This is a genomic window from Avibacterium sp. 21-594, from assembly GCF_026226815.1.
Classification (GTDB): domain Bacteria; phylum Pseudomonadota; class Gammaproteobacteria; order Enterobacterales; family Pasteurellaceae; genus Avibacterium; species Avibacterium avium.
Window position 1 is genome coordinate 931198 of sequence record NZ_JAKKOC010000001.1, and the last position, 13316, is coordinate 944513.

Sequence of the window (13316 nt, forward strand, 5' to 3'; positions counted from 1 at the left end):
ATGCACCGCACTTTGTTTATTGATGAAATAGGGCATTAGGCAAAATGCACTTGCTCGCCGTGTACGCGACAGGCTTCTTCCAAGCATTGCCAGAATAATTTGCCGTCATTGGCAATCCATTGCCCCTCTTTGAAAGCAAAGTGGAAACCGCCTGCTTTGCTGGCAAGCCAGAGTTCAAGTAACGGCTCTTGCTTATTTACTACCACTTGGCTGCGATCAGGAAAGGTGATGGTAAACACCGAACCTTGCGTGTCGCAATCCACATCACAATCTTGCTCTTCTAATTGCTCTTCAATTTTGAGCCAAACTTGCTCAATATTTTGATGAAATTCTGTAACGTTCATAATTTTTCCATAAGCGAAATAGATAAGGCAGAATTATAGAGAGTTTTTACCATTTATACAAAGTGCAAAATGATGTAAAAAAGAATAGATCTTTCTATAAATATCGTTATTATGCGTAAGATTTATAAGATAAACCAAGAGAATATAAGATGAAAAAGCTAATTTTTATCCTCACTTTAGGGGCAGTTACGCTTTCTGCCACCGCTTGTGGTGTGAAAGGCCCACTTTATTTCCCTGAACAACAACATTCACAAACACAACAATAAGCATTCAAGGACAAGCTAATGGATTTTTTTCAATATCAAGATGATCAACTGATGGCGGAGCAAGTGCCGGTAAGTAAAATAGCACAACAATTTGGTACGCCGGCTTATGTTTATTCACGGGCTACGCTTGAGCGGCATTGGCACGCCTTTGATAATGCCTTAGGCAATCACCCACATTTAATTTGCTTTGCGGTGAAATCTAACCCAAATTTAGCCATTTTAAATGTGATGGCAAAACTTGGCTCGGGCTTTGATATTGTATCGCAAGGGGAATTAGAACGTGTGCTTGCCGCTGGTGGTGAAGCAAACAAAATCGTTTTTTCTGGCGTAGCAAAATCTGAACAGGAAATTGAACGTGCGTTAAATGTAGGTATTCGTTGCTTTAATGTCGAAAGCCTTGCCGAGCTTTACCGTATTAATGATGTAGCAGGGCGGTTAAATAAAATCGCGCCTATTTCTTTACGCGTGAACCCTGATGTGGACGCACACACGCACCCTTATATTTCCACTGGACTGAAAGAAAATAAATTTGGTGTGAGCGTTGATGAAGCGCGTGAAGTGTATCGCATTGCAAGCCAATTACCGCATATCAAAATCACCGGAATGGATTGCCATATTGGCTCACAACTCACAGAAATTCAGCCATTCCTTGATGCCACCGATCGCTTGATCGTGCTAATGCAGCAGCTTGCTCAAGATGGCATCGAACTAAAACATTTAGATTTAGGCGGCGGTTTAGGCGTAACCTATAAAGATGAAAATGCGCCGCACCCAAGTGAATATGCAAAAGCATTATTAGCTAAGTTAAAAGATTATCCAAACTTGGAAATTATCCTTGAGCCGGGGCGTGCAATCACTGCGAATGCAGGGATTTTGCTCACCAAAGTAGAATACCTAAAAAGCAATGAAAGCCGTAATTTCGCCATTGTGGATACGGGAATGAACGATATGATTCGCCCTGCGTTGTATCAAGCCTATATGAATATTATTGAAGTGGATCGCAGCCTGCCGCGCGAAACAAAAGTTTATGATGTGGTCGGTCCAATTTGCGAAACCTCTGATTTCTTAGGCAAACAGCGTGAACTGGCGATTGCCCAAGGGGATCTCATCGCCCAGCGTTCTGCCGGTGCTTACGGCGCAAGTATGGCGTCCACTTACAACTCACGCCCAAGAGCGATTGAAGTGATGGTGGACGGTGATCAAGCACATCTCATTAAACGCCGTGAAACCTACCCTGAATTATGGCAGTTAGAAAGTGTATTGCCGTAAATAAATTTTATGCATAAAAAAATCCCTAGCAAAAACTAGGGATTTTTATTTATAGCACGCTAAACAAAATAGACTTAGTCTTGTGATGAATTCACATTAAAGGCTTCTAATGCTCGCAAAGAATAGGTATAAGCTGCGCCAGCATTTAATGCAATTGCCGTGGCTAATGCCGATGCCACTTCTTGCTCCGTTGCTCCTGCTTTTACTGCTTCATCTGCGTGTACGGCAATACAGCTCTCACAACGTGTGGTTACCGCTACTGCTAAAGCGATTAATTCACGGGTTTTCGCATCAAGAGCTGAATCAGCCATTGCTTGCGATAATGCACCGTAAGCTTGCAGCATTTTTGGGTATTTTTTACCAAGTTCACCAAAAGATTTTTTAACGTGGGTTTCTTCTGCTTTCCAGTCTTTAAACATCATATTGTCCTTATGTAATGTAATAAATGAACTTATACATTATGAGATTATTTATACTTATATTCTTAACACATAAACGCAAAAATCAGTTAAAAAGTCTAAAATAATGCTTTATGATAGGTGTCTTTAGGAGGGAGTAATATGGACGCACTAGATCACTTAATCGAATTAGCTCAAATTGAGGGAGAAATTCACACCCATTGTTTATTTCAAGGAAATTGGCGAGCCTATCAACCAAGTGCGGTGCAAAATATGGGGGTTTTTCACATTATTTCGCGCGGAGAATGCCAATTATTTATGCAAGATCAAACCCTTCATTTGCAAAAAGGGGATCTCATTTTTCTCCCCACTGGTGATGAGCATTATATTCAAAGTAAAGATTTTCAACAGGCGCACGCTAAGCAAATTGAGAAAACAGATGAAGAAAAACAAGCTTGGCAACTTGCGACTAATGTGGTTTCTCAAGCAGATTTTGAAATGTTTTGCGGCGCATTTTATTACGATAAACAGTCTATTCTATTCAAAATTCTACCGCCCTTTTTGCACCTTTCTACCCGCACACCAAGCTTAGAAAAATTGATCGACTTGTTTCGTTTGGAAATTGCACAAGATAAAAAGCAATTAGGCGGGAAATCCGTGATCAATGCACTATGTGCGGTGCTTTTTTGTGATATTTTACGCCAATATATGCAAGATAAAACTGCTCAAATGGGTTTGCTAGCAGGTTTGCAAGACAAAAAGCTCGCCCCTGTTATCGAGCATATTTTAGAAAAGCCAGCCTTTGACTGGAATATGGAAAATCTTGCGCAACTGGCCAATATGTCGCGCGCCAATTTTATCCGCGTATTCCAAAAAATAATGGCGATCACCCCAGGTAAATTTCTGACCGAAATACGAATGCAACAAGCCTCAATGCTACTAAAATCCACCCAGAAAAATATTCTTGCCATTGCCTTAGATGTCGGCTACCAATCCGAAGCCTACTTCAGCCGCGCATTTAAACAACATTATGGAATTTCACCGAATAGGTACAGGAAAGGGGAACAAGAAAATAAAAATAATAACGCTTGAAAATACTAATAAGATTTTACCTAGAAAATTACAATTTTCAGCTAAATATCAAATTTATTTAATAAAAAAAGAAATTCTTATATGAAAAAAGGAAATGATTAAAATGGCGCACCCGAGAGGATTCGAACCTCTGACCGCTCGGTTCGTAGCCGAGTACTCTATCCAGCTGAGCTACGGGTGCGTATTTGAATTTGCTAACCTGTCATTTAATCATTTTAATTTTGTTGTAGAGTTCAACAAAATGGCGCATCCGAGAGGATTCGAACCTCTGACCGCTCGGTTCGTAGCCGAGTACTCTATCCAGCTGAGCTACGGATGCCCTGAGTAAATGGCGGTGAGAGAGGGATTCGAACCCTCGATAGAGTTTCCCCTATACACCCTTAGCAGGGGTGCGCCTTCAGCCTCTCGGCCATCTCACCGCAATCGGTTTGTGCGGCGTATAATACGGATTGAACTTGCATAAGTCAAACGATTTTTATAAATAATGTTTCGTTTGTCTGATTTATCAACAGCTCAGGAAAAATTGATTATTAACCATCTAAAATTGCCAGTACATTATTAACGTGCTGTTCGGTTCGCGCATTTTTTTCTGCTTGGCTCAATGCAGGCTTATCTTTTTCCCATTGCACATCATCTGGCGGTAATTCCTCTAAAAAGCGGCTGGGCGTTGGTTTAAAAATTTCGCCAAATTGTCGCCGCTCTTTACACAAGGAAAAGGTCAGCGTTTGTTGCGCGCGTGTAATGCCAACATAGGCTAAACGGCGCTCTTCTTCCACATTGTCTTCATCAATGCTAGTTTGGTGTGGCAGGATATTTTCTTCCATTCCCACTAAGAAAACGTGGGGAAATTCCAGCCCTTTTGATGCGTGCAGCGTCATCAGTTGCACCTGATCGCTTTCATCATCTTCTTCACCACGTTCTAGCATATCACGCAAAGTTAAGCGCGCGACTACTTGGTTGAGCGTCATCGGCTCATTAAACTCATCGCCTTTGAGCATTTCTGCCACCCATTGGAATAAGGTCACCACATTTTTACTTTGCACTTCCGCCATTTTCGGTGAAGTCGCGGTTTCGTAAAGATATTCTTCGTAATGTAATTGGCTCAACATTCGGCGAATAGCATCTTCTGGCTCAGCACGCAAAATTTCATCATTGAGTTCCACAATCCAGCGCGCAAAATGCTGTAAGGCGTTATAGGCTTTTGGGGTAACGCGTTGAATTAATTCAAAATCAAAAATCGCTTCAAATAAACTAATCTGTTTTTCCGATGCCAACGAACCGAGCTTTTCAAGGGTTGCCGTGCCGATTTCTCGCTTTGGCGTATTGATAATGCGTAACAGCGCAGCATCATCATCTTGATTCACCAACACGCGCAGATACGCCATCATATCTTTAATTTCTGCCCTTGAGAAAAAAGACGTGCCGCCCGAAATTTTATAAGGAATACGGTTTTGCATTAGCACTTTTTCAAACAAGCGCGATTGGTGGTTGCCACGATACAAAATGGCGTAATCACGGTATTTGGTTTTGCGCATAAAGCGATGGGCGATAAGTTCACCCACCACGCGCTCGGCTTCGTGTTCCTCATTTTTTGCTTCAATCACCTGCAATTTTTCCCCTTCGCCTAAGGTGGAAAATAATTTTTTGTCAAAAACGTGATCGTTATTGGCAATCAAAATATTGGCGCAATGCAAAATGCGTCCTGTGGAACGGTAATTCTGCTCAAGTTTAATCACTTCTAGTTGCGGAAAATCATTTTTCAGGCGCGCCATATTTTGCGGTTTTGCCCCACGCCAAGAATAGATAGACTGATCATCATCACCCACCACGGTAAATCGCGCCGCTTCGCCCACCAACAATTTGATTAATTCATATTGACTGGTGTTGGTATCTTGATATTCGTCCACCAGCAAATAGCGAATTTTTGCCTGCCATTTTGACCGCACTTCTGCATTTGTGCGTAACAGCAAGGTTGGCTGCATAATTAAATCATCAAAATCTAGGGCATTATAAGCGCGCAACTGCGTGGCATAACGTTGATAGCATTGCGCAAAGGTTTGCTCTTGCGGATCTCGTGCCATAGCAAGAGCTTGCGCAGGCAAAATGAGATCATTTTTCCAACGCGAAATCCGTGTCATCAAGGCTTTCAACAGATCTTTATCTTCTTGTAGCAGATCTTTGGTTAATTCTTTCAATAACGCCATTTGCTCGGAATCATCAAACAACGTAATAGCCGATTTTAGCCCTAAATGCTTATGTTCGCGCTTTACAATATCGAAACCAAGGGTGTGGAAAGTGGAGATCGTCAAGCCACGGCTTTGATCTTTACCGATGGAATGCGCCACCCGCTCTTTCATTTCGCGTGCGGCTTTATTGGTAAAAGTAACCGCTGCAATGTGCTTGGCGGAATAGCCACAATTTGCGATCAAATGGGCAATTTTATTAATGATAACCCGTGTTTTGCCCGAGCCAGCGCCCGCCAAAACCAAGCAAGGCCCAGACACATAATGAACGGCTTGTTGTTGCTGTGCGTTTAATTTCATTTCGATTCTTCCGCCCACGCATAGGGCAATAATGCAGTGTCTAATAAAAAAGATAACGGCAAATCTAAAATTGGCAGCCCCCACTTTTGGGTCATTTCCCAATCGTATTTTGTGCCTGCATAACTTTCATAAGGTTCAGTAGGATCAACCAATTTCACTACCGTGCCACAACCGCTTAACAATAAAAGTGCGGTGGAAATTATCGCTATTTTTTTCATAATGCCCCAAATTGAATGTTTGGCGCATTATAGAGAAAGATCTGGGGGGAAGACAATGAAAAGTAAAATAGCGGTAACGCGTTTTGTCTATTTGGCCTTAAAGTGCGGTGCTTTTTTCCGCGAAATTTCCCCGTGCTTATCGCCTTTTGCATACGAATTTTGTACAATGCACCGTTTTGAGTGATTATTGAGATTATTGTATGAGTTCAGCGCCAAATATTGGTTTTATTAGCTTAGGTTGTCCTAAGAATTTAGTGGATTCAGAGCGTATTTTAACGGAGTTGCGTTCTGACGGATATAACATTATTCCGAGTTATGAAAATGCCGATTTAGTGATCGTCAATACCTGCGGATTTATTGACAGCGCGGTGCAAGAGTCGCTAGAAGCGATCGGCGAAGCATTGGAAGAAAACGGCAAGGTGATTGTAACGGGCTGTTTGGGAGCGAAAGAAGATCGCATTCGTGAAGTTCACCCAAAAGTGTTGGAAGTGACTGGCCCTCATAGCTATGAAGCCGTAATGGAGCAAGTGCATAAATATGTGCCAAAGCCTGCCCATAATCCTTATATCAGCCTTGTACCCGCGCAAGGGGTGAAACTCACGCCAAAACATTATGCTTATTTGAAAATTTCCGAAGGCTGCGATCATCGTTGTACGTTCTGCATTATCCCTTCAATGCGTGGGGATTTAGATAGTCGTCCAATTACACAAGTGTTAGATGAAGCCAAACGCCTTGCCGATGCGGGCGTGAAAGAGTTGCTTATCGTGTCGCAAGATACCTCTGCTTATTCTTTAGATCAAAGCAAAGAAAATCAAAACAAAACGGTTTTTTGGAACGGTAAGCCGATTAAAAACAATCTCATCAGCCTGTGCGAGCAGTTAGCCACCTTAGGCATTTGGGTGCGTTTGCATTATGTCTATCCTTATCCGCACGTGGATAATTTAATTCCACTCATGGCGGAGGGCAAAATCTTGCCTTATTTAGATATTCCATTACAGCACGCTAGCCCGAAAATTTTGAAAGCGATGAAACGCCCTGGTTCAATCGATCGCACCCTTGAACGAATTAAAAAATGGCGCGAAATTTGCCCTGAATTAACCTTGCGTTCTACCTTTATTGTGGGCTTCCCAGGGGAAACGGAAGAAGATTTCCAACAATTATTGGACTTCTTGCAAGAAGCACAATTAGATCGCGTTGGCTGTTTTAAATTTAGCCCGGTAGAAGGCGCGGTTGCCACAGATCTGCCAGATCAAGTGCCAGAAGAGGTAAAAGAAGAGCGTTTCCATCGCTTTATGCAAGTGCAACAAGCCATTTCAGCACAGCGTTTACAACAAAAAATCGGCAAAACGCTACCTGTGATTGTGGACGAAATTGATGACGAAGGCATTATCGGACGCTCAATGGCGGATGCGCCAGAAATTGATGGCGTGGTTTATGTGGATAACCTGTCAAACCAAGTGGTCAGCGTGGGGCAAGTGATTAACGTTACCATCACGCAAGCGGACGAATATGATTTATGGGGAACGTGCTAATGGCGCTGCCAGTGAAAGTGTTGTTTGTTTGCTTGGGGAACATTTGCCGTTCACCAATGGCGGAATATCTTTTCCGTGAAAAAGTAAAACAGGCAGGCTTATCGAATAAAATTATCAGCGACAGTGCTGGCACATCAGGCTGGCACGATGGCGAGGATATGCACTGCGGTACGGCAGAAACCCTTGAATTGCATCATATTGATAATAAAGGCTTTACTAGCCGAAAAGTGCGGTCAAAAGATTGGCAAGATTTTGATTATCTGATTGCAATGGACAACCAAAATTTAGCGGATTTAGAAAAATTATTTGGGCATCACCCTGAAAAATTATTTCAAATCACTCAACTTTGTCCAAACCTTGGTATCGATCATATCCCCGATCCTTGGTACACCAAAAACTTCACGCAAACCTATGAATTATTGGATCAATGTTGCGATGCGTTGTTGGCAAAAATTCGTTTAGAATATTCAATCTAATATGTCAATAATAGTCATAAAGACGATATGAAATAACAAAAAACCTGTTGCGGAGGAAATCCACAACAGGTTTTTTATTGGTCAAAGGATAGACGATGAATTACATCATACCGCCCATTCCACCCATGCCGCCCATACCAGCGCCTAGGTCTGCTTTATCTTCTTTTGGAATTTCGGTTACCATCGCTTCAGTGGTAATCATTAATCCCGCGATAGAAGCAGCGAATTGAAGGGCTGAACGGGTTACTTTGGTTGGATCTAAGATACCCATTTCAAGCATATCGCCATATTGCTCAGAACCGGCGTTGTAACCGAAGTTTCCTTCACCCGATTTCACCGCACTTGCTACCACAGAGGCTTCTTCCCCAGCGTTGGTAACGATTTGGCGTAATGGCGCTTCCATTGCACGCAAGGCAAGTTTGATACCTACGTTTTGCTCTTCGTTATCGCCTTTTAAGCTTGCTGCAACTTTGGTTGCTGCACGGATTAAGGCAACACCACCACCGGCTACGATACCTTCTTCCACAGCTGCACGAGTTGCGTGTAAGGCATCTTCAACGCGATCTTTTTTCTCTTTCATTTCAACTTCAGTTGCCGCACCCACTTTAATTACAGCCACGCCGCCAGCTAATTTAGCCACGCGCTCTTGTAATTTTTCTTTGTCGTAATCTGAAGTGCTTTCTTCAATTTGCTGACGAATTTGTGCAACACGACCTTTGATTTGTGCTTCTTCGCCCACACCGTCAATAATGGTTGTGTTGTCTTTGTTGATCACAACACGTTTTGCTTGACCTAAATCTTCTAAAGTCGCTTTTTCTAACTCCATACCGATTTCTTCAGAAATCACTGTACCAGCAGTTAAAATCGCAATATCTTGTAACATTGCTTTACGGCGATCACCAAAGCCCGGTGCTTTTACTGCCGCCACTTTCACGATACCACGCATTGTGTTCACTACAAGGGTCGCAAGGGCTTCGCCTTCCACATCTTCAGCGATAATTAACAATGGTTTACCTGCTTTCGCAACAGCTTCTAACACTGGCAATAATTCACGAATGTTAGAGATTTTTTTGTCCACTAAAAGAATGAATGGGTTGTCAAATTCTACGGTTGCAGATTCTGGTTTGTTGATGAAATAAGGTGAAAGGTAACCACGATCGAATTGCATACCTTCAACCACGGCCAATTCATCTTCTAAACCTGTGCCGTCTTCTACGGTGATCACGCCTTCTTTGCCCACTTTTTCCATTGCTTCGGCAATAAGTTTACCCACTACATTGTCTGAGTTTGCAGAGATTGTTCCCACTTGCTCAATTTCTTTTGAGCTTTCGCACGGTTTTGAGAGGTTTTTTAACTCCGCCACGACCGCACTTACAGCTTTATCGATACCACGTTTTAAATCCATCGGGTTCATTCCCGCAGCCACGGCTTTTAAGCCTTCGTTTACGATAGCTTGGGCTAATACGGTTGCCGTTGTTGTACCGTCCCCTGCTGCGTCATTGGCTTTAGAGGCCACTTCTTTCACCATTTGTGCGCCCATATTTTCGAATTTATCTTCTAATTCGATTTCACGCGCAACGGATACGCCGTCTTTGGTGATGGTTGGTGCACCAAAGGCTTTATCTAAAATTACATTACGACCTTTTGGGCCAAGGGTTACTTTCACTGCGTCTGCAAGAATGTTTACACCGTTAAGCATTTTTACGCGAGCATCATTGCCAAATTTAACGTCTTTTGCTGCCATTTTTTATTCCTTCTTAATAATTAATTTTGCTAAAAGTGCGGTGAAAAATAACCGCACTTTTTGATGATTGATTTGGGATTATTCTACGATAGCTAAAATATCGCTTTCAGAAATGATTAACACTTCTTCGCCATCAATTTTTTCCGCTTTCACGCCGTAACCATCATTGAAGATAATGGTGTCGCCAACTTTTACATCTAAAGGCAATACGGTGCCGTTCTCTAAAATGCGACCTTTGCCCACCGCAAGCACTTTTGCACGGGTTGATTTGGTTGCTGCTGAACCTGTTAAAACAATACCACCAGCGGAAAGAGTTTCCACTTCTTCACGTTTGATGATCACACGATCGTGTAATGGACGAATATTCATTGTAATTTCCTTCTTAAGTTGAGGTTTTAAAACAAAAAAGTATCTTCAATATGGGGCAGGATTTTTTCCTTTCAAGAGAATAACAAAAAATTTTTTGTAAAAATAGGTAAAAAAAGCCCGCACTTTTGAGATAAAGATGAGAATAATTTTTATTTACTTATCGTATTTTTTTCGGTAAAGTCAATGCTAGCTAAAACAAAGCTTGGCTAAAAAGTTTCAGCTAAATTTAACAGGCGTTTTTCACTGAATTCAAAAGGAGAAATTCTATTTTCTACGCAAAGTGCGGTGCAAAAACGCAGAGATTTTAACCAATCACTCAACTTTAACCACGGAGAACGTGCAATGAAAAAAACATTATCTGCTTTGGCCTTATTAACCACGTTTGCAGCGCCTGCTTTCGCCGCCAACGAAGTGAATGTCTATTCTTATCGCCAACCTTATTTGATCGAACCTATCTTGAAACAATTTGAGCAAGAAACGGGCGTGAAAGTGAATTTTATTTTTGCCGATAAAGGCTTAGTTGAGCGGGTAAAACGTGAAGGTGAGCTTAGCCCTGCAGATGTGCTATTAACTGTGGATATTAGCCGCGTGATGGAAATTGTGAATGCGGGCTTGGCACAGCCTATTCAATCCAAGGTGTTAGATAGCAACATTCCCGCACAATTCCGTGATAGCCAAGGCAAATGGTTTGCGCTAACCAGTCGCGCGCGCGTGGTGTATTCATCGAAAGATCGCGTGGGTAAATTGCCAGCAAGCTTCACTTACTATGATTTAGCCAAACCTGAGTTGAAAGGCAAAGTGTGTGTGCGTTCAGGCAAACATTCTTACAATGTTTCGTTAATTGCCTCAATGATTGCTCACGATGGCGTAGAAAAAGCCAAAGATTTCTTAACAGGATTAAAAGCGAACTTGGCACAAAAACCACAGGGCGGCGACCGTGATCAAGTGAAAGCCATTAAAGAAGGCGTGTGCGATTATTCATTAGGCAATAGCTATTATTACGGCAAAATGCTGGAAGATGAAAAACAAAAAAGCTGGGCGGAAGCGGCTTATATCAACTATCCAAACCAAGAAACCGTGGGAACACATATGAATATCAGCGGTGTGGTTGTCGCAAAATATGCCCCAAATAAAGCAAATGCGGTTAAATTAGTGGAATATTTAAGCGGTGATCAAGCACAACATCTCTACGCAGAATTAAATCACGAATATCCAGTAAAACCTTCTGTAGAAAAATCAAAATTGGTACAGTCTTGGGGCGAATTTAAGCAAGATGACTTACCATTAGAGAAAATTGCAGAAAACTATGAAAATGCATTGAAATTAATCGATGAAGTAAAATTTGACCTATAATAGGCCTAATCTAGGCTAGCCTATCCCATGCAGGGTAGGCTAGTTTTATTTTGATTATGGATAATTCCGCAAAACATAAAAATTTTTTCGCAAAAAGCACCGCACTTATCGCATTATTGGCGGTATTGGGGTTCTTCTTGCTGCCGATTATCGCCTTGTTGTTTTCGGCGTTTGAAGGCTCATTGCACAGTTTGCAACATTTATGGCAAACGGTGTTTACCGACTATTTATTCAATTCTCTAAGCTTGGTATTCGGCACAACTGCGCTCAGTTTATGCTTTGCCTTGCCCTGCGCATTTTTGGTGTCGCGTTATCATTTTGTTGGCAAAACGCTGTTGCAATGGTTACTTTGCCTGCCCCTTGCCATTCCTGCGTATTTATCTGCCTATCTTTATACGGATTTTTTAGACTATCCCGGCATCGTGCAACAAAGTTTACGCACTTGGTTTGATTGGCAAAGCAAGCAAGATTATTGGTTTCCTTCCATTCGTAGCCTAGGCGGCGCTTGCTTTATTTTGGCGTTGTCGTTGTATCCTTATATTTTCTTATTAGTCAGAATGGCGTTGATGGAGCAAGGCGACAATTTACAGCAAAGTGCAAAACTATTGGGCGCAAGCCGTTGGCGTGTGTTTTACAAAATCACCTTTGCCCTTATACGCCCAGCCATTGCGGTGGGTTGTGCCTTGGTGGCAATGGAAACCTTGGGCGATTTTGGTACGGTGGCATTTTTTGCCATTCCTTCGCTCACCACGGCGATTTACGACACTTGGCTTGGCTTTGGCGATTTGCAAGCCGCGGCGCAGATTTCTCTGTTTATGCTCGGATTGTTAGTGTTATTTATCAGCATTGAACGTTATGCACGCCGCCAGCAGCGCTATTATCAACGTTCAGGACAGCGCCCTGCACAAACCCAACGGCTCAATGGATTAGGCTGGGGATTACTGTTATTCAGCACGCTGTTAATTATTCTTGCATTTTTTATCCCGCTCTTTCAGCTAAGTTATTGGTCAATTATCTATTTTGAACAAGCGTGGACAGCGGATTTCTGGCAATATAGCCAAAACAGCTTGCTAGTTTCTGGGCTAGCAATGATCATCTGCGTATGCTTAGCATTATTAATGCACTTTTGGGCAAGGTTACGCCCAACGCCTTTGGCCAAAATAGCCGTGCGCTTTTCTGCGCTAGGTTACGCTATTCCCGGGACAGTTTTGGCAATCGGCTTGTTAATTCCTTTTACCTTTGCAGATCATCAACTTAACCGCTTGTTAAAATGGCTTGATTTGCCAATGCTTGGCTTGGTATTTTCAGGCTCCATTTTCGCCTTGGTATCCGCTTATGTAATCCGCTTTTCGGCAATGACTTTGGGCAGCTTAGAAACTAGCTTGAGCCAAATTCCGCCGTCTTTAGATATGGCAGGCAGAATGTTAGGCTATAAATCTTGGGGAATTTGGCGCAAAATTCACTTGCCCCTAATGCGTAAAGGCATTTTCACTGCATTATTGCTGGTTTTTATTGAAAGTATGAAAGAACTCAATGCGTCTTTATTGTTGCGTCCGTTTAATTTTGATACGCTCGCCACCCACGTTTTCACCTTTACTTCAGATGAACAGCTTGAACGCGCCGCCTTACCCGCCTTAGTGCTTATTTTAGTGGGGATTATTCCCGTGTTGATTTTAACTCGTTCTTTACTGCAATCAGGGAAAAAAGCTTAA

At 42.3% G+C, this 13316-nt stretch carries 13 protein-coding genes and 3 tRNA genes; 7 read left to right on the forward strand and 9 right to left on the reverse strand.

Going from position 1 to position 13316, the window contains the following annotated elements; all coding sequences use genetic code 11:
- Nucleotides 1–35 precede the first annotated feature (35 nt).
- Nucleotides 36–344, reverse strand: coding sequence for an iron donor protein CyaY (gene cyaY / locus L5B76_RS04335; RefSeq protein WP_265754382.1), 309 nt, complete (start codon nucleotides 342–344; stop codon nucleotides 36–38).
- Between the two features lie 149 nt (nucleotides 345–493).
- Between cyaY and lptM the strand changes: the two genes are divergently transcribed.
- On the forward strand, nucleotides 494–610 hold the full coding sequence (gene lptM, locus L5B76_RS04340; RefSeq protein WP_250363794.1) for an LPS translocon maturation chaperone LptM: 117 nt from the start codon (nucleotides 494–496) through the stop codon (nucleotides 608–610).
- A gap of 18 nt (nucleotides 611–628) precedes the next feature.
- Nucleotides 629–1879, forward strand: coding sequence for a diaminopimelate decarboxylase (lysA, locus tag L5B76_RS04345; RefSeq protein ID WP_265754384.1), 1251 nt, complete (start codon nucleotides 629–631; stop codon nucleotides 1877–1879).
- 74 nt (nucleotides 1880–1953) lie between these two features.
- Here the strand turns inward: lysA and L5B76_RS04350 are convergent, their stop codons facing one another.
- Nucleotides 1954–2298, reverse strand: a complete 345-nt coding sequence (locus L5B76_RS04350; RefSeq protein ID WP_265755518.1) for a carboxymuconolactone decarboxylase family protein — start codon at nucleotides 2296–2298, stop codon at nucleotides 1954–1956.
- A gap of 141 nt (nucleotides 2299–2439) precedes the next feature.
- On the opposite strand from L5B76_RS04350, the gene L5B76_RS04355 reads away from it, so the two are divergent.
- On the forward strand, nucleotides 2440–3369 hold the full coding sequence (locus L5B76_RS04355; protein ID WP_265754385.1) for a cupin domain-containing protein: 930 nt from the start codon (nucleotides 2440–2442) through the stop codon (nucleotides 3367–3369).
- A gap of 104 nt (nucleotides 3370–3473) precedes the next feature.
- Here the strand turns inward: L5B76_RS04355 and L5B76_RS04360 are convergent.
- The 5 genes from L5B76_RS04360 to L5B76_RS04380 all read right to left on the reverse strand — a co-directional run bounded on the left by L5B76_RS04360 (nucleotide 3474) and on the right by L5B76_RS04380 (nucleotide 6130).
- Nucleotides 3474–3550 (reverse strand) — tRNA-Arg (locus tag L5B76_RS04360).
- Nucleotides 3551–3611: 61 nt separating this feature from the next.
- A tRNA-Arg gene (locus tag L5B76_RS04365) sits at nucleotides 3612–3688 on the reverse strand.
- 10 nt (nucleotides 3689–3698) lie between these two features.
- Nucleotides 3699–3788, reverse strand: a tRNA-Ser gene (locus L5B76_RS04370).
- 111 nt (nucleotides 3789–3899) lie between these two features.
- On the reverse strand, nucleotides 3900–5912 hold the full coding sequence (gene rep / locus L5B76_RS04375) for a DNA helicase Rep (protein WP_265754386.1): 2013 nt from the start codon (nucleotides 5910–5912) through the stop codon (nucleotides 3900–3902).
- Entirely contained in the window at nucleotides 5909–6130 is a 222-nt protein-coding gene (locus L5B76_RS04380) for a YceK/YidQ family lipoprotein (RefSeq protein ID WP_103854250.1), read from the reverse strand. The genes rep and L5B76_RS04380 overlap by 4 nt, the downstream gene beginning before the upstream one ends.
- Before the next feature lie 200 nt (nucleotides 6131–6330).
- Here L5B76_RS04380 and rimO point away from each other — a divergent pair, with 200 nt between their 5' ends.
- On the forward strand, nucleotides 6331–7662 hold the full coding sequence (gene rimO, locus L5B76_RS04385; RefSeq protein ID WP_265754387.1) for a 30S ribosomal protein S12 methylthiotransferase RimO: 1332 nt from the start codon (nucleotides 6331–6333) through the stop codon (nucleotides 7660–7662).
- A gap of 5 nt (nucleotides 7663–7667) precedes the next feature.
- Entirely contained in the window at nucleotides 7668–8138 is a 471-nt protein-coding gene (locus L5B76_RS04390; protein ID WP_442780789.1) for a low molecular weight protein-tyrosine-phosphatase, read from the forward strand.
- A gap of 100 nt (nucleotides 8139–8238) precedes the next feature.
- Here the strand turns inward: L5B76_RS04390 and groL are convergent, their stop codons facing one another.
- Both groL and L5B76_RS04400 read right to left on the reverse strand, forming a co-directional pair.
- Complete coding sequence (gene groL, locus L5B76_RS04395; protein ID WP_110479396.1) at nucleotides 8239–9882, reverse strand: chaperonin GroEL; 1644 nt, start codon at nucleotides 9880–9882, stop codon at nucleotides 8239–8241.
- Nucleotides 9883–9960: 78 nt separating this feature from the next.
- Nucleotides 9961–10251: a co-chaperone GroES gene (locus L5B76_RS04400; protein WP_017806817.1), complete on the reverse strand. Its 291-nt coding sequence runs from the start codon at nucleotides 10249–10251 to the stop codon at nucleotides 9961–9963.
- Nucleotides 10252–10593: 342 nt separating this feature from the next.
- On the opposite strand from L5B76_RS04400, the gene L5B76_RS04405 reads away from it, so the two are divergent.
- Together L5B76_RS04405 and L5B76_RS04410 are read left to right on the forward strand one after the other, a co-directional pair.
- A complete protein-coding gene (locus L5B76_RS04405; RefSeq protein WP_265754389.1) occupies nucleotides 10594–11604 on the forward strand; it encodes a Fe(3+) ABC transporter substrate-binding protein in 1011 nt (336 codons plus the stop codon).
- A 56-nt stretch (nucleotides 11605–11660) separates the two neighbouring features.
- Complete coding sequence (locus tag L5B76_RS04410) at nucleotides 11661–13316, forward strand: ABC transporter permease (protein WP_265754390.1); 1656 nt, start codon at nucleotides 11661–11663, stop codon at nucleotides 13314–13316.